The organism is Jiangella aurantiaca (genome assembly GCF_004349105.1).
In the GTDB taxonomy this organism is placed as follows: Bacteria; Actinomycetota; Actinomycetes; order Jiangellales; family Jiangellaceae; genus Jiangella; species Jiangella aurantiaca.
Genome location: NZ_SMLB01000005.1, coordinates 45,078 through 66,448, shown reverse-complemented (window position 1 = coordinate 66,448; position 21,371 = coordinate 45,078). Strand labels below are relative to the sequence as shown.

Below are 21,371 nucleotides of genomic sequence, written 5' to 3'. Positions count from 1 at the left end.
GGTGCCCCCTTCAGCGCCGGCCCCTGCGCGGGTGGGCGCCGGCCGGGCCGTTGTGGTTCGTGTCGCCCCCGGTGTCCGCGCCGCCGGTGTCCGCGCCGCCGGTGTCGCCGTCGTGGATGAGCCGGCGCAGGTGCTCGATGCAGCGCTGCCGGGTTGGGCCGACGCTGCCGACGGGCATGTCGAGCTCCGCGGCGACGTCGACGTAGCGCGGGTTGGACGCGGCCACGGTGAGCCGCAGAAGATCCTGGCAGCGGGGCCGCAGGCGCTGGAACGCGCGCAGCACCGCGACCTGTTCCTCGCGCGCGAGGAGAGCCTCGACCGGTCCGAGATCTGGGGTAGCGGCGTCATCGGCGCGGTCTGCGACGTGGAGGTCGGGCAGCTCGGCGCCGGCCCGGCGTAGCAGCCGCAGGCACTCGCGTCGCGCCGTGGTGACCAGCCAGGCCGCCAGCCGCTCGGGCTTGGCGAGCCGGCCCAGGTTCTCGACCAGCCGCAGCCACGTGCTCTGGAACGCGTCCTCGGCGTCGCCGCCGTGCAGCCGGTGACTCCGGACGACCGCCCACACCAGCGAGGCGTGGTCGTCGACCAGGCGGTCCCAGGCGAGTTGATCGCCCCTGGACGCCGCCTCGACCAGCTCACTGACGGACAGATCGGCCACCGCCCAGAGTATAGATGCAGGTAGATCGCCGTCAGTGACGGGCACGCGCCCCCGGGCGCGGCGAACCACGCCCTGCCCACGTACCCGTCACCCCCCGTTGTGCCGACCATCGCAGCAGCCCCCCGGCTTCACAGACGTTGTACGAGCAGACGTCGTGGACGCCTGCGTCGCCTGGCTGCGAGGATCTCGACGACGCGGTTTCTCGAAAGAGCCCGCCACGGTTCCAGGGGAGCGAAGCCGTCGCGCACGGGCTGGTCGGGGACGGCCGGACGTGGTGCCGCTGTCATGGCCGTCTCCCCTCGGTGTGCGCGACACGGCCGGAGGTCCCTGGTCCGCGGAACGCCGCCTGGTGGCCAGTTCGGCGTTCACAGATACAGAGCACGGTCCGGGCGCCCAGATACCTACGAATGAGAGCTTTTTCAGGTTTCTCCGTCTCCGCAGGTCACCGGCCTGCAAATGACCACGTTGAGTAGGGGTGCGTCCCGTGGGTCGTCAGCCCTGGCGAGGCAGCGGCCCGGCCAGCGCCGAGCCGGACTCACCGCCCGGCCCGGCCGTCGGCTCGTCGACGGGCACCGGACCGTCCTGGCCGGGTGCCTCCGGCTCGGCCGACGCCGGGTCGGCGGCGGCGCCGGTCAGGGCGACCTCGATGGGGCCGCCGGGGGCGTTCGTCCCGACCACCAGGTCGGCGGTCGCCGTCGCGCCGACAGCCGGCGGGGTGAACCGGACCGGGACCTCGCACGACGCGCCCGGGGCGATCGGCGCCCGCATGCACGCCGACGGACCGGCCAGCGCGAACGCGCTCGCCGTGCCGGCCGCTCGGGCCGAGCCGGCGCCGTCAGCCGTCACCGTCAGCTCGGAGACCACCAGCGGCAGGTCGCCGCTGTTCGTGATCGTCACCGCCCGCACGGCACCAGCGTCGTCCGACGCGAGCGCCGTGAACACCGGGGCAGCGGCGTCGACCCGCGCCCCCGCACCGGCGGCGGCCACGACCCGGACCGTCGTCCGGCCGGTGACCGGCGCCAGCGACTCCTCGCCGGTGTAGCGCCGCATCGAGTCGTTCGTCACCTCGAGCGTCACCTCGCCGGTGCGCAGACCCGTCAGCTCGCGGGTCACCGGATCCAGGATCGCGACCTTCCCCTGCGCCCGCGCCCGGCGGATCGCCGCCTCACCCGAGCCGATGGCCAGGCCGTCGTCGCCGGACCAGTGCACTGACATCGGGTAGGCCAGCGGCACCACCCGGCTGCCCGGCAGCACGCCGGACGGCTGAACGACGTGCCCGCCGACAGTCACCGCGCGACCGACCTCGACCGTCTCCGGCGCCTCGACGACGACCTCCTGGGCGAACGCCCGCACGTCGGCGCTGAGCCAGCGGTTGGCGCCGGACGTGTCGCGGTCGACGCCCCACTCGACCCAGCCGGTGAAGCCGCCGCGGTCGGGCGTGCCGTACGGCGCCTTGCCCGACGTGGGGTGGACGACGTACTGGACGCCCTCCCGGCGCTGGACGTCGACGATCTGGGCGTGCGAGCCGACCATCGCCGCGCCCTTGTTGCTCGACGAACGGAAGTCGGCCAGCAGCCGCTCGATCAGCCGGACCTCCATGCGGTCGCCGAGCTGGCTGGACTTCGTCTCCGCCGGGTCGTCGACCGGGTGGTGGGCGAAGACCATGACGTTGCTCACCGACTCGTCCTCGGCCGCGGTCGCCAGCGCCTCCTGGAGCATCGGCAGCTGGTCCCAGTCCGAGCCGCGCAGGCTGCCCAGCGCGCTGTTCAGCAGGATGAACCGGGTGCCCTTGTGGTCGAAGGTCCGGTACGGCCGGCCGAACTCGGCCTCCCAGGCGTCCAGCGTCGACTGCGTGTTGTTCACCCCGTACGACTCGTGGTTGCCCGGCACGTAGTAGCAGGGGATGGTGCCGGAGTCGAGGTCCGGCGTGCTCTCGGCCGCCGGCTCCTCGCCGACGGCGACGAGGTCGCAGCCGCCCGCCTCGAGCGTCTCGCGGGCCAGCGCGATGTCCTCCGGCAGCCCGCGGTCGACGATGTCGCCGTTGAGCACGACGAGGTCCGGCTCCTCGGCGCGGATGCGGTTCAGCGCGGCGACGGCGACCTGGGTGAGGTCCGGCGCCGACGCGGTGAACTGCACGTCGGAGAGCGTGGCGAACGTCCAGTCGGCGCCCGGCTGGGCCTGCCCGTCGGCCGAGACCAGCGGGTCGGCACGCAGCGGATCCACCGGCGGCAGGTCGATCTGCGACGGCACGTCCGCCTCCAGGCCGCCGAGGACGAACCGGCCCGGCGCCTGCTGGTCGACCGCGGTGTTGATGCCCTGGAACGAGTTGAACCGGATCGGGAACACCGCCGACGACGGGATGGTGAACGTCGCGTACTGCCACTGGTCCGACGGCTGCAGCCCGGTGCCGTAGACGCCGACCGAGTTGCCCGCGGCGTCCCAGAAGCCCGCGTACGTGAGCCCGTTCGGGATGAACACGTTGGACTTGATCTTGAGCCGGACGCGCAGCGGCTGGCCGGGGATCTGCACCCAGCGGTTCGGGTTGCTGGCGGCGGTGATGCCCTTGTTGCGGGCCGCGCCGAAGTCCAGCCGGATGCCCTCGGGGTCGTCCGAGATCGTCATGGGCACGCCGGCGGTGCCGTTGCGGGTCCAGCGGCCGTTGGCGGCGTAGTCGTCCTGGAAGTCGTAGACCTGGACGGTCTGGACGCCGACGGTCACCGGCAGCTTCACGGTGTGGCCGGCCGCCCTCAGCTCGACGACGGTGCCGCCTGCGGCCAGCGGGGTGATCAGCAGGCCGGTGCCGGACGGCGTGATGTCGACGACGGACTCGTCGTAGGTGAGGTCGAGGTCGACGAACTCGACGGGCGCGGCGAAGCCCTGCGCGTCGCGCCCGGTGACGTCGACCCGGACGGCGTTCCGCGGGCTCGCCTCGCCGATCGAGATCCGGTTCGTGGACAGCTCCAGCGAGTCCAGCTCGCCGAGGATCCGGACGCTGCGGACGCCTTGCGCCGCGCCGGCGGTGGCGTGGACGACGACGCGCCCGCGCCGGCCCTCCGGCACCGAGAGGACGGACCCGTCGAACGTGCCGCCGCTGCTGCGCCACCGGACCGCGGCCGGGTCGAGCGCTACCGGCGTGAGGTGGTTGTCGACCGCCTTGGCGGTCAGCGTGCGGTGCAGGCCGGGGAACGCCCGGGCGATCTCTTCGTCCGGCGTGATCACCAGTTGCCTGGCCCGGCCGTTGCCCGGCGCCACGAACAGGCCGACGCCGTTCGGGTCGAGCCGCTCGGAGCCGTCGGACGGGCTGTTGCGCACGGTCGCCTGTTCCTCGCCGAGCGGGCGGGCCACCATCGAGGTGGAGCCGCCGCCGTCGAGGTTCCAGGCGGTCTCCGCGCCCAGCCGGACCATGAACCGGGCCAGCTCGCGCATCGTCATGCCGGCGACCGGCGGCTGCCGGCCGTCGTTGGTGACCAGCAGCATCGTCCGGCCGTCGTCCTTGAAGCCGATGACGGTGCGCGGGTGGACGGCGTTGTCGAGCTCGGAGTCCGGCCGGGCGACGCCGTCGCGGACCAGCTCGCGGTTGGAGCCGATGACGAACCGCATCTGCCGGGCGATCTCGTCGCTGAGCTCGTAGCTCAGGGTGACGGGATCGCCGGGACGTAGCGTGCGGATCGCCGCCGCGCCGGCCTCCCGGCCGACCAGGACGAACGCGCCGCCGGGGATCGCGCCCTCGCCCGCGGTGCTGGGGTCGACGGAGACGACGCGGTCGTCCTGCACCAGCACGGAGGCGACGTCGGTGGCGCCGGTGACGCCGATCGAGCGGCGATACGTGCCCCACGCCGACGTGTAGGCGAGGATCGCGTCGGCGGGGGAGCCGGACATCGTGTTCGACGCGTTGAGCGACACGACCGGGTGCGCCGTCCCGCCGAACGTCGCCGTCGCGTCCAGCGTCATGTCGACCGCGCGGCCGATGCCGTCCATGCCGACGCCGACGTGCGTCCAGGTCCCGTAGTCCGACGACTTGAGCAGCTCGCCGTCGCGCACCTCCGCGCCCAGCGGCGCGCCGGAGTTGTTGATGTCGAAGAAGTCGCCGTTGACGCCGGCGACCGCGCCCGCCTCGTTCACCATCTCCGAGGTCGGGGCTCGATCGGTGACGTGCTCACCGGCGAGGAGATCGCTGGTGACGGCCGGGTTGGCGAGGTCGGCGGTGAGGATGCGCTGGTCGTACCACCCGGTCGGGGTGACGGAGGTCAGCTCGCGCAGTGTGATGCCGGGACCGATCTGCTCGGTGCGGTCGACCAGCTCGATCGCGTCGTCGGTCAGCGACGGGCCGTCGCTTCCGGCGGCCGCGGGGGTCGTGCTGAGAAGACCGAACGCGACGGCGGACGCCGTCAACGCGGACAACGACGTCAGACATCGACGTCGTGCTGTGGTGCTCGACATTGGCATCGAGTCCTTGTGAGAGAGGTATAGGCCAATCTCATTGAAGTGGTTCGATGCACCTTGTCTGAATCGCCCCATTGGCGCGCGATGGAACTTTTGATGAACCCCAGGCCGGCACCCGCGTCCGGCGCGCGCCGCCTCGCGCCCCCCTCGAGTTGATCTTGGAGAAAGTGGGCGGTTACCGTTCGGAATGTCCGGTTGATTCCCCGATTACTCCAAGATCAACTCAAGGTGGGTGCGGGGAGTCGGGCGGCGGACGCGAAACGGCCCGCCTCGTCACGTGGACGAGGCGGGCCGTGCGCCGGCGTGGTGCGCCGTCAGTCGTTCTTGCGGCGGCCGAACATGATCTCGTCCCAGCTGGGGACGCTGGGCCGCCGGGACCGCGACGAGCTGGTCTTGCGGGCCGGCGGCGGCGGCTCGTCGGCCGTCGGAGCGAGGTCGGCCTCGGTCTGCTCGGTCTCGACGTGCTGGGCGATGTCGCTGAGCCGCAGCCGCTCGCTGGTGGCTTCGTCGTCCGCGGCGTCGGCGGGCTCGGCCGGCTCGGGCGCGTGGTCGTGGAAGAGATCGGGCTCGCGGCGCCGGCGCTCGCGGCCGGACCGGTTGGTGCGCCGGTTGCGGCGGGCCGTGGCGGCCGGGATCGGCGCGGTGTGCTCGAACTCGTCGTCGTCCTGGTCGGGGGCATCGTCGTGGTCGGGCTCGCGGACCAGGCCGCGCACCGGGCCGACGCCGGCCGGCTTGAGGAACGCGGGCAGCTCGGGGCCTTCGTCGTCGTCATGAGCCGGGCCGCCGGCCGTGCCGCCGCCCACCACGGACAGCCGCGCCGGACCGGCCGGAACCTCGGGCTCCGGCTCGGCGGTCGCCTGGGCGGGCAGCACGCCGGCGATGGAGCGGGCGTTGTCGTCCTCGGGCACGACGGTGCGGCCGGAGGGGTCGAACGAGAAGAGGGCGGAGTCCTCCTCCTCGCCGGCCCAGGCGAACCGGACCAGCCAGCGGCCGTCCTCGCGCCGCCACGCGTCCCACTCGACGAGGTCGGGGTCGGCGCCGTGCGTCTTGGCGGTCGCCCCCGCGGCGGCCTCCAGGGTCTGCGGCGGGCCGTCGCCGCCCAGCCGGCGCACCGTGGCCTGCCGGGCACGGCCGGCGATGTGCTCGCGTTCGGCGAGGACGGGGCCGGCGAAGCGCTCGACCTTCTCGCGTGGCATCCCCGCGACCGCGGCCACGGAGTCGACGGACTCGCCGGCCCGGATGCGTGCCTGGATGTCGCGTGGACGTAGCTGGCTTTCGAGCCGGATATCCAACTGTCCCAACCTCGCTCGGTCGCCTCGGATCGCGGCGTGCAGGCGATCGTCCACCCGCAACACCAGCTGTTCACCGTCGTGGCCGGAGAGGATCAGATGGGCGCCGTCCTCGCTGACCGCGATCAGCCGAAGCTCGCGCACATCCTCACCTCCCAACAACGACTGCCACCATCGTCACCCGCGGGACAGGGTCCGACCAAGCCGCCACGCCGCCGCACCGGCGGGTCTGACGAGCAGTTTTTCACTCGCCCAGGACCCGGTCGAGGTACTCGTTCGCCATGATCCGCCCGGGGTCGACCCGGTCGCGGACCGCCCGGAACGACCCCATCTGCCGATATTGATCGCGAAGATACCCTGAATCGCGGGTATGGAGCTTTCCCCAGTGCGGCCGCCCGCCGTATTCCGTCCACATTTTCTCGACGGCGGCGAACCAGCCGGTGTAGTCCGTCCGGGGGTAGGCGTGGGTCGCGACGTAGACGGTGTCGCGGCCGTACGCGGGGGAGAGCCAGACGTCGTCGGCAGGAGCGAGCCGGATCTCGACGGGGAACGCGACCCGCCACGGCCCGCGCGCGGTCAGGTCACGCAGCGCACGCAGCGCCCCGGCGGCCGCGGAGCGCGGCAGCGCGTACTCCATCTCGTGGAACCGGACTCGCCGCGTGCTGGTGAACACCCTCGGCGCGGTGTCGACGAACGTGCGGCTGCCGATCAGCCGGGCGGCGACGGCGTTGACGGCCGGCGTGGTCTTGGGCGCCGCCCGGGTCAGCCGCTGGACCAGCGCGACGCCGGCGTTCTCGACGACGTCGCCGGACCACCAGGCGGCGACGGGGTTCGGCGGCGCGGCCGCCTCGCCGGTGCGACGGTTGACGGTGAGCTGGACCGCGTCGGTGAACGGCAGCCAGTACAGGTCGCAGTGGTCCTCGGCCTCGAGGTCGGCGAACCGCCCGATGACAGCGTCCAGCGTCGTCCGCTCCACTGTCGAGCGCAGTGTGAACGCCGGCTCGATCCGGAACGTGACACTGGTCACGATGCCCAGCGCGCCGAGGCCGAGTCGCGCGGCCTGGAAGAGGTCGCCGTCGTCGCCGGTGTCGGCCGCCGAGACCCGCCGCACCGTCCCGTCCGGCAGCGCGATCTCCAGCGACACCACCTGCTCGGACAGCGACGCGCAGGCCCGGCCGCTGCCGTGCGTGCCGGTCGCGATGGCGCCGGACACCGTCTGGACGGCGATGTCGCCCATGTTCGTCAGCCCGTAGCCCCGCTCGGTGAGCAGGGCGTTGAGCTCGTGCAACCGGGTGCCGGCGCCGACGGTGGCGGTGTGCTCGACGGTGTCGAGGGCGAGCAGGCCGCTCAGGCCGTCGAGCCGCACCTGGACGCCGTCCGTCGCCGCGATCGGGGTGAAGCTGTGCCCCGCGCCGACCGGCTTGACCCGGAGGCCGTCGCGGGTGGCGGCGGTGAGCACGGCGGCGGCCTCGTCGGCGCTCGCGGGCCGCTCGACGCGGACCGGGCGCGCCTGGACGGAACGCGCCCAGTTCTGCCAGACCATGGGCCCGATTACCCCTTCCCTTGTGGGACTCGCCGCGGCCGGGGACCTCGCGGTCGGCCTTGAGGCTAGGCTTTCATGGTGAGCATCACCGATCCGTACGACGCCCTTCTGGTCGTCTCCTTCGGCGGTCCGGAGGGGCAGGACGACGTCATCCCCTTCCTCGAGAACGTCACCCGCGGCAAGGGCATCCCGCGTGAGCGGCTGGAAGAGGTCGGCGAGCACTACCGCCTGTTCGGCGGGCGCAGCCCCATCAACGACCAGAACCGCGCGCTGATCGCCAACCTCGAGCACGAGCTGGCCGAGCGGAAGGTCTCGTTGCCGGTCTACTGGGGCAACCGCAACTGGGACCCGTACCTCGCCGACGAGCTGGCTCGCATGCGCGACGACGGCGTCAAGCGCGTGGCCGCATTCGTGACCAGCGCGTACGACTCCTACTCCGGCTGCCGGCAGTACCGCGAGGACCTGTGGCGCGCCGTCGAGAAGGTCGGGCCGGGCGCGCCGCACATCGACCGCCTGCGGCACTCGTTCGACCACCCCGGCTTCATCACGGCCAACGCCGACGGCGTGGTGGGCGCTCTGGGCGACCTGCCGCCCGACGTGGCTGCGGGGGCGCGGATCGTCTACGTCACGCACTCGATCCCGGTGACCATGGCCGAGACGTCCGGGCTCACCGGTGGCGCGTACGTCGCCCAGCACCTGGCCGTCGCCGAGGCCGTCAGCGCGCAGGTCGCCTCGCGCACCGGTGTGACGCGCGAGCACGACCTGGTGTACTGCTCGCGCAGCGGCCCGCCGTCGATGCCGTGGCTGGAGCCGGACGTCAACGACCACCTCTCGTTGTTGGCCGAGCAGGGGATCGAGGCCGTCGTGCTGGCGCCCATCGGGTTCCTGTCCGACCACATGGAGGTCGCGTACGACCTCGACACCGAGGCGCTGGCGACGGCGAAGGAGCTGGGCATCGCGGCGGCCCGGGCGGCCACCGCCGGGACCCACCCCGACTTCGTCGACACCGTCATCGACCTGCTGCTCGAGCGCGCCGCCGTCGAGCGCGGGGAGTCCGTGGTGCGCGCGAGCATCGGCGCACCCGGCCCGGCGCCCGACGTCGCGCCCGTCGGCTGCTGCCCCAACCTGCGCGAGGACCTCCCCGCCCTGTGCGGCGTCGACTCGCCCCCGTACCCGTGACGTCCGCTCCTGGAGGATCCGCCGTGACGGCCGACCCCGCCGACCTGCTCGTCCTGGCCGAGAAGACCGCGCTCGAGGCGGGTGACCTGGTCCGGGACCGGCGCGAGGCGGTGGAGCGGATGGCCGTCGCCGGCACCAAGTCCACGCCGACCGACGTCGTCACCGAGTCCGACACCGCCGCCGAGGCGCTGATCCGTTCGCGCCTGTTCGCCGCCCGTCCTGACGACGGGTTCCTCGGCGAGGAGGACGGTTCGGTCGCCGGTACGACGGGGGTGGACTGGGTGGTCGACCCGATCGACGGCACGGTCAACTACCTGTACGGCCTCCCGCAGTACGCGGTCTCCATCGCCGCCCAGATCGACGGCGTCGTGCGGGCGGGCGTCGTGCACAACCCGGCCAGCGGCGAGACGTGGACGGCTGTGCTGGGCGGGGGAGCGTGGCTGGACGGTCGGCCGGTGCGGGTGTCGGCGTGCTCGTCGCTGTCGTTGGCGCTCGTCGGGACCGGTTTCGGCTACGACGCGGAGCGGCGGGCGCGGCAGGCCGCGGTGCTCCTGGAGGTCGTGCCGGCGGTGCGCGACATCCGCCGGGCGGGTGCGGCGGCGTTGGACCTGTGCGCCGTGGCGTCGGGCCGGTTGGATGCGTACTACGAGCGCGGCCTGAACCCCTGGGATCTCGCCGCCGGCGGCCTGATCGCCGCCGAAGCCGGCGCGGTGGTCGGGGGTCTGCGTGGTGCTCCGGCCGGCAACGACATGACGCTGGCGGCGACGCCCGGAGTGGCGGACGAGCTGACGGCGCTGCTGGAACGGCTGGGCGCGGACCGGGACTAGTTCGCCGGGCTTGCCGCGTTGGCCGGGGTGCAGCGTGGGCGTCCACCCATCACGAGGATTACCCGAGCCTCAACACGGTTGCAATCGTGTTGAGGGTCGGGTTTTCCTGGGGATGTCAGCGATCGTTGCGGCGAACCAGGCCCTATGGACTCACGCGGCGCCGGGCGGCCCACGCGTCCTTCATCGACACCTTGGCGCCCATCCGTAGCACCGCGCCCTCGTAGATCCGCGCCGCCAGAACCACCAGCACCCCGATCAACGCGACCATCAGGGCCAGCGCCAGCGCGATCTCCCAGCCGGCGGCATCGCCGCGGGCCATGCGCAACGGCATGATCAGCGCGCTGAACGGCGGCGCGATGCTCAGCACCCCGGCGACCGGGCTGTCCTGGTTGAGGAACACGTAGAACGCCCCGAAGTACGACACCATCATCAGCGTGTTCACCGGCGTGGTGACGTTCTGGAGGTCCTCCTGCCGGGAGATCCGGGCAGCGGCCGCGGCGGACAGCGACGCGTAGGCGGCGAAGCCGAGCACGAACCAGGCGAGCGCCGTCAGGACCGGTGTGATCATCGGCCCGCTGAGCTCCAGCGCCCCCAGCGCCGACGCCAGCACGAGGCCCAGCCCGCCGATCAGCGCCAGCTGCACGAGACCCAACAGCCCGATCCCGATGATCTTGCCGGCCAGCAGCGCCCGGGCCGGGATGGTGGCGAGGATCACCTCGACGACCCGGCTGGACTTCTCTTCGACGACGCCCATGGCGACCCACATCGAGTAGGTGATGAGCTGGCCGAACAGCACGATGGTGCCGAAGAACGCGATGGCGCCGCGGGTCTCGCGCTCGTCGGCGTCGGGGTCGAGTGTCACCGTCTCGAGCGTGGCCGACGTCAGCGCGGCAGAGACCTCGGCCGGGTCGATGCCGGCCGACTCCAGGGCTCGCGCGCCCTCGACCTGGCTGTACGCGTTCTCCAGGACGGCGCGCAGTGAGCTGTCGAGCGACTGGTCGACGACGACGGAGTCACCGTCGACGTAGGCGTCGATGTCACCGTCGCGGACGGCCCGCTCGGCCTCGTCGGCATCGCTCACCGACCGGAAGCTCACCTCCACGTCCGCGACGGAGGCCTGCCGCGACACCGCCTCCTCCAGCGCCGACGAGTCGCCGACCAGCGCGACGTCGTAGCTGTCGGAGCCGAAGTCGCTGAACCGGGGGAGCAGCACGACCACCGCGATGATGCCGAGCGTGATGAGCAGCGAGATGAAGAACGACCGCTCGCGGATCCGCTGCCCGAACTCCCGCCTCGCGACGAGCGTGACGGCCTCGCGGAACGACACCGGGCGCGACATCAGGCGGCCTCGGCCTTCTCCGCGCCGGCCTTCTCCGCGCCGGCCCTCTCCGCGCCGGCCGGCTCGGCGACGACGGAACGGAACAGCTCGGCGAGGGTCGGGCGCACCGGCGTGAACTGGTGGACTGTGCCCAGCGCGCGGGCGGCGTCGAGCAGGGCCTGGTCGTCGGCCGACGGCGGCAGCTCGACCAGCGCGGTCCGGCCGCCGTCCTCGACGACGCTCAGACCGGGCACCGCGTCGGCCAGCGACGCCGTCCAGCCGGGCGGCGCGCCGACGTCCAGCCGGTACCGGGGCGCGCCCGTGCCGCGGAGCTCGTCGACGGTGCCGTCGGCGACCAGGCGCCCCGCCCGGATGATGCCGACGGCGTCGCACAGCCGCTCGACCAGCTCGAGCTGGTGGCTGGAGAACACCACGGCGGCGCCGGCGTCGACCCGGGCGCGCAGCACCGCGGCCATCGAGTCGACGCCCATCGGGTCGAGACCGCTGAACGGCTCGTCGAGGACCATGACCGTGGGCTCGTGCACGAGCGCGGCGGCCAGCTGCACCCGCTGCTGGTTGCCGAGTGAGAGCGATTCGATGCGATCAGACGCACGTTCGCTCAGAGCGAGCGCCTCGAGCAGGTCCGATGCGGCCTTCGTGGCTGTGATGCCTGACACACCGTGCAGCCGCGCGAGGTAGACGAGGTGCTCGTGCACCTGCATCTTCGGGTACAGTCCGCGCTCCTCTGGCATGTAACCGAACTCACGCCGGATGTCCTGGTTCAGGGGGGCCTCGTTCCACCGGACCTCGCCGCTGTGGGGCTCGAGGACCCCCAGGACGATGCGCATCGCGGTGGTTTTGCCGGCGCCGTTGGTGCCGACGAAACCGTACATCTGCCCTGGTCGGACCGCGAACGAGAGATCATCGAGGGCCACGACGTCCCCATAGCGGCGGGACAGCCGGTCGAGCTCGAGCATGCGGTTCCTCTCCGGTACAGGGTGGTCTGTTGACAGCCTCTCGCCTGGAATCGTGGCATCCCTCGTCCCCGAGGACGGTCTGATCCGTCGGTCCAGAGGACGACACGAATTTCCACAGTGTGGGGTGCCGTGCCAATGGGGTACCGCATCAGGCAGAATCTCCCGCTCGGAGCGGGCACAACCGCGGGCCGTCGTGCGTTACAGAGGCTCGGAGTCCAACCGGCCCGGCCACAGACATACGATGCGCCCAGTGAGGGGGAATAGATCAATGGCAACCGACTATGACGCGCCACGCAAGACCGACGACGATCTGTCCGAGGACTCGCTGGAGGAACTGAAGAACCGGCGCATGGACAAGTCGTCGGGCATCGTCGACGTCGACGAGTCCGACCTGAACGAGTCCATGGAGCTCCCCGGAGCGGATCTGTCGAACGAGGAGCTGGCGGTCCGGGTGCTGCCGCGGCAGGCTGACGAGTTCACCTGCTCGCAGTGCTTCCTGGTGCACCACCGCAGTCAGCTGGCGAAGGAGAAGGACGGGAGGCTCATCTGCCGCGACTGCGCGGCCTGAGCCATTCATCGGAGACTGGCGTCAGACCATGCGGTCGGCTGCCACCTTCCCTTCCCCTCACCGGCCGGCGGTCTGACGCGCCGCCTCGAGCTCGGCCACGAGCCGCTCGGGGCGGCGCGTCGACACGAGCCAGTAGGGAGTCGGGTCGGCGGCGTCGTCGACCCCGATGCGCACCACCCCCGGCACGTACCCGCGGATCGCCACGTAGGCGCGCCGGTCGAGGCCGGGGCCACGAGCCGCCCGGGCGTCCTCGCCGGTGAGCGCCTCGGCCGAGCCGAGCGCCGTCAGCGGCAGCCGGGCCCGCCCGACGCTGACGCCGTCGTCTCCGACGGCGATCGCCAGCCGGCCGTACGCGAGCAGCGCGACGGCGCCGAGCGCGAACACCCCGCCGGCCGCCGGCAGCGACACACCCGGGCCGAAGGGCAGCTCGTAGACGAGCCAGACAGACGCGGCCAGCCCGACCAGCAGCAGCCACCATCGAGCCGGCACCACCAGGCGTTCGCGGTAACGAGTCACTCTTGCAGGGTGCCACGGATCGCCGGAGCCGAGCGGGTAGGGTCGTCGATCGTGACCGAACGGCAGCACCGGGAGCCGCGTCCCGACGGCGCGATCGTGCGGCATCCCGACGCGCCGGCGCCCGGCAGCACCATCGCCTCGCATTACCGTATGTGCGTCGGCTGCGGCCCGGACCACCCGACGGGGCTGCACGTCACCGTCGTCGCCGGCGAGGGCCTGACTGTGGCCGGCACGTTCACCGTCACCGACGACCACCAGGGCGCGCCCGGCCTGGCGCACGGCGGCATGCTGTCGCTGGCCTTCGACGAGGTGCTCGGCTCGCTGATCTGGCTGATCGGCAAGCCCGCCGTCACCGGCCACCTCGAGACCAGCTACCGCCGCCCGGTCCCGGTCGGCACGACGCTGCACATCGACGCCGCGATCGACCGCGCCGAGGGCCGGAAGATCTTCATGTCCGCAATCGGGCGCGAGAACGCGCCCGACGGCCCTGTCAGCGTCACCGCGTCGGCCGTCTTCGTCGTCGTCCCGCCCACCCATTTCACCGAGCACGGCCGCCTGGTGGCCGCGTCGGAGCTGTCCCCGGCGGCCGCCAAGGTCGCGGAGGTGAACCCGTGACGAACCCGACCGAGGCACGCTTCTCCGCCGAGGGCGGAAATCGACTGGTCGACGTCCTCATCACCCGGCTGGACCCGGAGGTGCCGCTGCCGGGCTATGCGCATCCCGGCGACGCCGGGGCCGATCTGGTCACGACCAGCGACGTCAGCATCCCGCCGGGGGAGCGGGCCATGGTCGGGACGGGCATCGCGATCGCCCTGCCCGCGGGATACGCTGCATTCGTCCACCCGCGCTCGGGTCTCGCGCACCGGCTCGGGGTCAGCATCGTCAACACTCCGGGCACGGTCGACGCGGGTTACCGGGGCGAGATCAAGGTGGTGCTGGTCAACCACGACCTGCGGGAACCGGCGGTGTTCGCGCGCGGCGACCGGATCGCTCAGCTGGTCGTCCAGCGCGTCGAGCGGGCCCGGTTCCACGAGGTCGAGCGGCTGCCCGGTTCGGCGCGGGGCGACGGCGGGTACGGGTCGACGGGGACGGCAAGCCAGGCCGGCGGCAGCGCCGGCGGTCGTTGAGACGAAGGGGACGGTCAGGGTGTGGGGACGGCGGCGCCGCGACGGCGATGAGGACGAGCTCGGGGTCGAGGAGACCACGGAGGCGACGTCGACGCCGTCGGGCGCGGGGGCCGGCGAGCCCGGAGACGAGGGCGAGTCGCCCAAGAGCGACCGCAGCGGCGGCCCGTTCGACGAGTCCGAGGTCGATCTCGACGAAGCGCGCAAGGGCCGCGTCGATCTCGGCGGCCTGCTGATCAAGGCCGAGCCCGGCATGAAGCTGCAGCTGCAGGTCGACCAGCGCACCGGCAACGCCACCAGCGCCGTCCTCGCCATCGAGGACGCCGCAGTGCAGCTGATCGCCGTCGCCGCGCCGCGCAGCTCCGGGCTGTGGGGGCAGACGCGGCTGCAGATCACCCAGGACGCCAAGCGCCGCGGCGGCCGCGCCGAGGAGGCGCCCGGGCCGTTCGGCCCCGAGATCCGGCTGGTGATCCCGGTGCAGGCGCCTGACGGCAAGCAGGTGCTGCAACCGTCGCGGGTGTCGGCCATCGACGGCCCGCGCTGGATGCTGCGGGCCACGTTCCTCGGCAAGGCCACCAATGACGCCGCCGTGTTCCAGCGGTTCGTCGAGTTGGTCAAGCAGACGGTGGTGATCCGCGGCCAGTCGCCGATGGCGCCGGGCGACGTCATCGTGCTGAAGCCGCCGGCCGGCAACCGCGCGGCGACCGACCCGTCCCAGCCGTTGCAAGCCTGAGCAGCGCATTTGCCGGTCGGACTAGGCTCTTAAGCGTGGGAGGGGACAGTGAGCTTGACCCCGCCCGGGGAGGGCTCGTGAACACGGAAGAGAGCGCCAGCAGGACCCCGCCCGGGGAGGGCTCGTGAACACGCAGGAAAATACTGGGCGCCGCGGGATCTGGGGCGCCATCACTCGGTGGGTCGCCTCCGACGAGGACGTCGAAGCCGAGGAACTGCGCGGCGACGCGCGCGAGGCCGGCTGTCAGCCGCTGGCCGACGTCCAGGACCGCACCACCGTGCGCGTCCGCGGGGTGCTGCAGTCCGTCACGCTGCAGCCCCGTATGGGCACCCCTGCCCTCGAGGCCGACTTGTACGACGGCTCTGGTGCGGTGACACTGGTCTGGCTCGGCCGGAGGCGCATCGCCGGCATCAGCTGCGGGCGCCGGCTGGTCGCAACCGGACGGGTGGCCTCCCTCGACGGCCGCAGGGTCATGTACAACCCGCGATACGAGCTGCTGCCCGCAGGCATGGAGTGAGATGAGTCAGAACGATCCCGGCGCACCCGACCGCGCCGGCCGGCCGAGCTGGGTCCAGGCCATCGCCGCCGACGAGCGGTTCCGCCCCAAGGACGTGCTCGGCCCGGCCGCCCTCCTGGACGCCGGGCTGCCGCTGGCCATCTTCACCGTCGTCTACACCGCGGCCGGTCGCGACCTCACGCTGTCGCTGTGGGTCGCGCTGGCCTCCGGCGTCGTGCTGGCCGGGGTCCGGCTGCTGCGCAAGGAGCCGCTGCAGAACGTCATCGCCGGCTTCCTCGGCGTCGGCATCGCCGCGTTCATGGCCAACCGCACCGGCCGCGCCGAGGACGTGTTCCTGCCGGGCCTGCTCATCAACGTCGGCTACGGGCTGGCCTATCTGGTGTCGATCGTGGCCCGCTGGCCGCTGCTCGGCGTGTTCATCGGGCTGGTCACCGGCCAGGGCATGGGCTGGCGTCGCGATCCGGCGCTGTTGCGCGCGTATACGCAGGCCAGCCTGCTGTGGGTGGGAATGTTCGCGCTGCGGCTGGCGGTCCAGGTGCCGCTGTATCTGTCCGGCGAGGACCAGATCGGCTGGCTGGCCGGCGCCCGGCTGGTCATGAGCTGGCCGCTGTTCCTGCTGGTCGCGTACCTGTCGTGGCTGATCATCCGGCCCGCGTACCGCGCCCACCAGGAGCGCGAGGCGGCCGCCGTCGTCAAGCCGCCCGCCAAGCCCGACCCAGACCCGCTTCCGTGACCATCAACCCTTTGGGTCGCTATCGCAGCTCAAAAGGTTGATGATCACGGGACGAGTCAGGAGAAGTGGGGGGAGAGCAGGTCCTCGAGCTGCTTCTCCCGCTCCGGCGCGGCGACGAAGAGCAGCTCATCGCCGGCCTCCAGCGGGAGGTCGGGCAGCGGGCTGTGCACGTGCTTGCCACGGATGATCGAGACCAGCGAGGTGTCGACCGGCCAGGCGACGTCCGCGACCGCCGTCCCGACGATGGGGGAGTCGCTCGGCAGCGTCAGTTCGACCAGGTTGGCCTCGCCCTGCCGGAAGCTGAAGAGCCGGACCAGGTCGCCGACGCTCACGGCCTCCTCGACCAGCGCGCTCATGATGCGCGGCGTGGACACCGAGACGTCGACGCCCCAGGACTCGTTGAACATCCACTCGTTGCGGGGGTGGTTCACCCGGGCCACCACGCGGGGCACGCCGAACTCCGTCTTGGCCAGCAGCGACACGACCAGGTTGACCTTGTCGTCGCCAGTGGCGGCGATGACGACGTTGCAGCGGTCCAAGGCCGCCTCCTCGAGCATGGACAACTCGCAGGCGTCGGCCAGCAGCCACTCGGCCTCGGGCACGCTGGCGGCCTTGATCGCCTTGGTGTCCTTGTCGATGAGCAGCACGTCGTGGCCGTTGGCCAGCAGCTCCGACGCGATGGAGCGGCCGACGTTCCCGGCGCCGGCGATGGCGACGCGCATCAGATCTCCACCTCCGGGTCCTTGGAGAGCACCTGGACGACGTACGAGATGCGCTCGGTGTTGACGAGGACGTGGACGAGGTCGCCGTCCTGGACGACGGTGTCGGCGGTCGGCAGGACGCCCTCGCCGTAGCGGGTGAGGAACGCGATGCGGGCGCCGGACGCCGCTTCCAGCTTGTCGACGGTCTGGCCGATCCAACCGGTACTGACGTGCAGTTCGGCCAGCTGGACCGTCCCGGTGGGGTCGACCCACTCAGTCTGCGCGCCCTCGGGGAACAAGCGGCGCAGGATCTGGTCGGCCGTCCACCGCACCGTCGCCACCGTCGGGATGCCCAGCCGCTGGTAGACCTCGGCCCGGCCGGGATCGTAGATGCGGGCCACCACGTTGTCGACGCCGAACGTCTCGCGGGCCACCCGGGCGGCCAGGATGTTGGAGTTGTCGCCGCTGCTGACCGCGACGAACGCGTCGGCGCGCTCGATGCCGGCCTCGATGAGCACGTCGCGGTCGAACCCGACGCCGGCCACCGTCGAGCCCTCGAAGCCCGGCTGCAGCCGCCGGAACGCCTCCGGGTTCTGGTCGACGATCGCGACGGTGTGGTCGTGCGACTCGAGGATGTGAGCGACGGTCGAACCGACCCTGCCGCAGCCCATGATGACGACGTGCACTGTGGTCCTCTCACCCTGTTTTCCGGGACTGACGTCGGACCTCGCGGCCGGCTGTCAACCTCGCCCAGTGGCGCCCGGGCCCGCCATGGTGCTGTCGACGTTACACGTCCGCCAGAGAAGGCATACCATTGCCGATCGTGCCGAGCCTCGGCGATCTGTCCAAGCGGCTGCTCATCGGTCGCAAACTCCCCAGCGACCGCATGGGGCACACGCTGCTACCCAAGCGGCTGGCCCTGCCGGTCTTCGCCAGCGACCCGCTGTCGTCGGTCACGTACGCCACGCAGGAGATCCTGGTCATCCTGACGCTGGGCGGGCTGGCCTACCTGACGTACACGCCCTGGGTCGCCATCGTCGTCGTGCTGCTGCTCATCACCGTCGTGCTCTCGTACCGGCAGCTGGTGCGTGCCTACCCGACGGGCGGCGGCGACTTCGAGGTCGCCAGCACGAACCTCGGCCCGACCGCGGGCATCGTCGTGGCCAGCGCGCTGCTCATCGACTACATCCTGACGGTGGCCGTGTCGGTCTCCGCGGGCGTGGACAACCTGATCTCGGCCGTGCCGGAGCTCAACGACTACCGCGTGCCCATGGCCATCGGCATCGTCGTGCTGCTCTCGGCGATGAACCTGCGCGGCATCCGCGAGAGCGGCACCGCGTTCGCCATCCCGACCTACCTGTTCATCGTCGGCATGGGCGCAATGATCGTCTGGGGCCTGGGGAAGACGGCGTTCGGCACCGACCCCGTCGCGGAGTCGGCCTCGTACGACGTCCAGGCCGAGATGACCGATCTCGGCGGCATCGCGCTGATGCTGCTGGTGCTGCGCGCGTTCGCGTCCGGCTGTACGGCGCTCACCGGCGTCGAGGCGATCGCCAACGGCGTGCCCGCCTTCCGCAAACCCAAGGCGAAGAACGCCGCGACGACGCTGGCGATCATGGGCACGCTGTCGATCACGATGTTCAGCGGCATCACCGCGCTGGCCGTGATCGCCGACGTCCGCTACGTCGAGAACCCCTGCGACCTCGTCGGGTTCGACTGCTCGCAGCCGCAGCCGACGGTCATCTCGCAGTTGGCCGAGGCGGTGTTCGGCGCCGACACCATCCCCTTCTACTACGTCCAGGGCGCCGCGGCGCTGATCCTGATCCTGGCCGCGAACACCGCGTTCAACGGCTTCCCGCTGCTCGGCTCGATCCTCGCCCAGTACCGGTACGCGCCGCGTCAGCTTCACACCCGCGGCGACCGGCTGGTGTTCAGCAACGGCATCATCGTGCTGGCGGTGCTGGCCGGGCTGCTGATCGTCGCGTTCGACGCCTCGGTGACCCGGCTGATCCAGCTCTACATCGTCGGCGTGTTCACGGCGTTCACATTCGGCCAGACCGGCATGGTGCGGCACTGGAACCGGCTGCTCGCGGCCGGCCCATCGGGCCCGGAACGACGGCAGATCCTGCGGTCACGCGCCATCAACGCCACCGGCGCCAGCCTCACCGGCGTCGTGCTCGTCGTCGTGCTGATCACCAAGTTCACGCACGGCGCCTGGCTGGTTGTCGCGATGATGCCGGTGCTGTTCCTGCTGATGCGCGGCATCAGGCGGCACTACGACACCACCTCGCGGGAGCTGGAGGTCGAGGACTGGCCGGCGGAGTCGCTGCTGCCGTCGCGCGTGCACGCCGTCGTGCTGGTGTCGCGGCTGCACAAGCCGACGGTGCGGGCCATCGCCTACGCGCGGGCGACCCGGCCGGACATCATCGAGGCCATCACCGTCGACGTCGACACCGACGCGACCGCCGCACTGCTGGACGAGTGGGACCGGCACGACATCCCGGTGCCGCTGCGGGTGCTCGACTCGCCGTACCGCGAGATCACGCGGCCGGTCGTGGAGTACGTGCGGGCGATCCGGCGGGCCAGCCCGCGCGACATCGTGACGGTGTACGTGCCGGAATACGTGGTCGGGCACTGGTGGGAGCGGCTGCTGCACAACCAGAGCGTCTTCTGGCTCAAGGGTCGGCTGCTGTTCACGCCGGGCGTCATGGTGACGAGCGTGCCCTGGCAGCTGCGCTCCGCGGCGGCGCTGAAGGCCCGGGACAAGGCCAAGCCGGCGCCCCGGGCGCCGGGCGACGTGCGGCGAGGCGGTCCCCGCTGAGCGGGCGGACGCGCACTGTCCGGGGCGACTCCGTCGTCGGCACGGAGGCCGTGGTCGACGTCGGCCCCGTCGCGCACGGCGGCGTCTGCGTGGCCCGGCACGAGGGCCGCGCGGTCTTCGTCCGGCACGCGCTGCCCGGCGAGCGGGTCCGGATCCGGGTCACCGAGGGCGGCACGGAGGACCGGTTCTGGCGCGCCGACGCCGTCGCCGTCCTGACGCCGTCGCCGGACCGCGTCACACCGCCGTGCCCGTGGGCCGGGCCTGGGAAGTGCGGCGGCTGCGACTGGCAGCACGCCGCACTGCCGTCGCAGCGGCGGCTGAAGGCGGCCGTCGTCGCCGAGCAGCTGTCCCGGCTGGCCGGCATCGACTGGCCGGTCGAGGTGGAGCCGGTGGCAATTCGATCTCCGGCCTCGGCTGAGAAGCGTACCTCGGCCGGCCACGACGACGGCCTGGGCTGGCGGACCCGCGTCACCTACGCCGTCGACGCGATCGGACGGGCCGGGCTGCGGGCGCACCGGTCACACGAGGTCGTGCCGATCGACTACTGCCGCATCGCGCACCCCGACGTCCGGGCGGCCCGCGTCGAGGACGGCGAGTGGCCTGGCGCGTCGTCGGTCGAGGTGGTCGCGGCGAACACCGGGGAGCGGCAGCTCCTGGTCGACGGTGAGGTCGTCGAGGGCCGCGGGTACGTCGTCGAGGAGGCCGCCGACCGGCGCTGGCGGGTCAGCGGCGGCGGGTTCTGGCAGGTCCACCCGGGTGCGGCGGCCACGCTCGTCGGTGCCGTGCTGGACGGCGTCCAGGCCCGGCCCGGCGAGTCGGCGCTGGACCTCTACTGTGGCGTGGGCCTGTTCGCCGGCGCGCTGGCGCCATTGGTCGGCCGGTCCGGGACGCTCGTGGGCGTCGAGGGGTCGCGCCAGGCGGTCGCCGACGCGAAGCGCAACCTGCACGACGTCCCGTGGGTGCGGCTGCTGGCCGGCCGGGTCGACCGGGTGCTGGCCGGGACGGGGCCGGCGGGCGTGCCCGACACCGTCGACGTCGTCGTGCTGGACCCGCCGCGCGAGGGGGCCAAGGCCGCCGTCGTCGGCCGGATCGCCGAGCGCGCACCGCGGGTCGTCGCTTACGTGGCCTGCGATCCGGCCGCGCTTGCCCGCGACCTCGCCACGTTCGCCGGTCTCGGTTACCGCCTCACCGGCCTGCGCGCGTTCGACCTGTTCCCGATGACGCACCACGTCGAGTGCGTCGCGATCTTGCATCCCGTGAGCTGATCGCCCGTCCCGGCCGCCCGTGGACTATTCTTGACGGCGGCGAACCAGAGCGACGTAACGGGAGGTGAGGCTGCCATGCGCAGTGAGCCTCCTAGTCATGCGACGCAGGACGCCGAGGCCGAGGACACCTGATGTCCGACGGCCGGGTGTTCCTGCGTTCCT

19 protein-coding genes are annotated in these 21,371 nt (G+C 72.2%); 10 read left to right on the top strand and 9 right to left on the bottom strand.

What is annotated here, in order from left to right; genetic code table 11:
* Positions 1-10 precede the first annotated feature (10 nt).
* From E1262_RS05335 to E1262_RS05320, 4 genes are all read right to left on the bottom strand, one after another.
* Entirely contained in the window at positions 11-655 is a 645-nt protein-coding gene (locus tag E1262_RS05335; protein ID WP_203453572.1) for an RNA polymerase sigma factor, read from the bottom strand.
* 492 nt (positions 656-1,147) lie between these two features.
* Entirely contained in the window at positions 1,148-5,095 is a 3,948-nt protein-coding gene (locus E1262_RS05330; RefSeq protein WP_162605782.1) for a phosphodiester glycosidase family protein, read from the bottom strand.
* A gap of 317 nt (positions 5,096-5,412) precedes the next feature.
* Positions 5,413-6,531, bottom strand: coding sequence for a septation protein SepH (gene sepH / locus E1262_RS05325; RefSeq protein WP_162605781.1), 1,119 nt, complete (start codon positions 6,529-6,531; stop codon positions 5,413-5,415).
* A gap of 100 nt (positions 6,532-6,631) precedes the next feature.
* Positions 6,632-7,930, bottom strand: coding sequence for a D-arabinono-1,4-lactone oxidase (locus E1262_RS05320; RefSeq protein WP_132102014.1), 1,299 nt, complete (start codon positions 7,928-7,930; stop codon positions 6,632-6,634).
* A 78-nt stretch (positions 7,931-8,008) separates the two neighbouring features.
* On the opposite strand from E1262_RS05320, the gene E1262_RS05315 reads away from it, so the two are divergent.
* Complete coding sequence (locus tag E1262_RS05315) at positions 8,009-9,109, top strand: ferrochelatase (RefSeq protein ID WP_203453571.1); 1,101 nt, start codon at positions 8,009-8,011, stop codon at positions 9,107-9,109.
* Positions 9,110-9,132: 23 nt separating this feature from the next.
* Positions 9,133-9,936 carry an inositol monophosphatase family protein gene (locus E1262_RS05310; protein ID WP_203453570.1) on the top strand — a complete coding sequence of 268 codons (804 nt, stop codon included), beginning with the start codon at positions 9,133-9,135 and terminating at the stop codon, positions 9,934-9,936.
* Between the two features lie 142 nt (positions 9,937-10,078).
* Here the strand turns inward: E1262_RS05310 and E1262_RS05305 are convergent, their stop codons facing one another.
* The gene (locus E1262_RS05305) at positions 10,079-11,275 is read right to left on the bottom strand and encodes an ABC transporter permease (RefSeq protein ID WP_132102008.1); all 1,197 of its coding nucleotides are present in this window, start codon (positions 11,273-11,275) and stop codon (positions 10,079-10,081) included.
* Entirely contained in the window at positions 11,275-12,231 is a 957-nt protein-coding gene (locus E1262_RS05300) for an ABC transporter ATP-binding protein (protein ID WP_132102006.1), read from the bottom strand. Before E1262_RS05300 ends, E1262_RS05305 begins: the two co-directional genes overlap by 1 nt.
* A 268-nt stretch (positions 12,232-12,499) precedes the next feature.
* On the opposite strand from E1262_RS05300, the gene E1262_RS05295 reads away from it, so the two are divergent.
* Positions 12,500-12,799 (top strand): DUF4193 domain-containing protein, encoded by a 300-nt coding sequence (locus E1262_RS05295; protein ID WP_132102005.1) that lies wholly within the window; start codon positions 12,500-12,502, stop codon positions 12,797-12,799.
* A 57-nt stretch (positions 12,800-12,856) separates the two neighbouring features.
* Here E1262_RS05295 and E1262_RS05290 read toward each other — a convergent pair whose 3' ends face one another.
* Positions 12,857-13,315, bottom strand: a complete 459-nt coding sequence (locus E1262_RS05290; RefSeq protein ID WP_203453569.1) for a DUF3093 domain-containing protein — start codon at positions 13,313-13,315, stop codon at positions 12,857-12,859.
* A gap of 51 nt (positions 13,316-13,366) precedes the next feature.
* Here E1262_RS05290 and E1262_RS05285 point away from each other — a divergent pair, with 51 nt between their 5' ends.
* From E1262_RS05285 to E1262_RS05265, 5 genes are all read left to right on the top strand, one after another.
* On the top strand, positions 13,367-13,930 hold the full coding sequence (locus E1262_RS05285) for a PaaI family thioesterase (protein WP_203453568.1): 564 nt from the start codon (positions 13,367-13,369) through the stop codon (positions 13,928-13,930).
* Positions 13,927-14,442 (top strand): dUTP diphosphatase, encoded by a 516-nt coding sequence (dut, locus tag E1262_RS05280; protein ID WP_132102001.1) that lies wholly within the window; start codon positions 13,927-13,929, stop codon positions 14,440-14,442. Before E1262_RS05285 ends, dut begins: the two co-directional genes overlap by 4 nt.
* Before the next feature lie 19 nt (positions 14,443-14,461).
* Entirely contained in the window at positions 14,462-15,172 is a 711-nt protein-coding gene (locus E1262_RS05275; protein ID WP_132101999.1) for a DUF3710 domain-containing protein, read from the top strand.
* A gap of 124 nt (positions 15,173-15,296) precedes the next feature.
* A complete protein-coding gene (locus tag E1262_RS05270) occupies positions 15,297-15,689 on the top strand; it encodes an OB-fold nucleic acid binding domain-containing protein (protein ID WP_203453567.1) in 393 nt (130 codons plus the stop codon).
* A gap of 1 nt (position 15,690) precedes the next feature.
* The gene (locus E1262_RS05265; RefSeq protein ID WP_132101998.1) at positions 15,691-16,422 is read left to right on the top strand and encodes a DUF3159 domain-containing protein; all 732 of its coding nucleotides are present in this window, start codon (positions 15,691-15,693) and stop codon (positions 16,420-16,422) included.
* Between the two features lie 56 nt (positions 16,423-16,478).
* Here E1262_RS05265 and E1262_RS05260 read toward each other — a convergent pair whose 3' ends face one another.
* Both E1262_RS05260 and E1262_RS05255 read right to left on the bottom strand, forming a co-directional pair.
* The gene (locus E1262_RS05260; protein WP_132101997.1) at positions 16,479-17,144 is read right to left on the bottom strand and encodes a potassium channel family protein; all 666 of its coding nucleotides are present in this window, start codon (positions 17,142-17,144) and stop codon (positions 16,479-16,481) included.
* On the bottom strand, positions 17,144-17,809 hold the full coding sequence (locus E1262_RS05255; RefSeq protein WP_132101996.1) for a potassium channel family protein: 666 nt from the start codon (positions 17,807-17,809) through the stop codon (positions 17,144-17,146). Before E1262_RS05255 ends, E1262_RS05260 begins: the two co-directional genes overlap by 1 nt.
* A gap of 200 nt (positions 17,810-18,009) precedes the next feature.
* On the opposite strand from E1262_RS05255, the gene E1262_RS30775 reads away from it, so the two are divergent.
* Both E1262_RS30775 and E1262_RS30770 read left to right on the top strand, forming a co-directional pair.
* Positions 18,010-19,944: an APC family permease gene (locus E1262_RS30775; RefSeq protein WP_420810509.1), complete on the top strand. Its 1,935-nt coding sequence runs from the start codon at positions 18,010-18,012 to the stop codon at positions 19,942-19,944.
* Positions 19,941-21,209, top strand: a complete 1,269-nt coding sequence (locus E1262_RS30770; protein WP_420810508.1) for a class I SAM-dependent RNA methyltransferase — start codon at positions 19,941-19,943, stop codon at positions 21,207-21,209. Before E1262_RS30775 ends, E1262_RS30770 begins: the two co-directional genes overlap by 4 nt.
* The last annotated feature ends 162 nt before the right edge of the window (positions 21,210-21,371 follow it).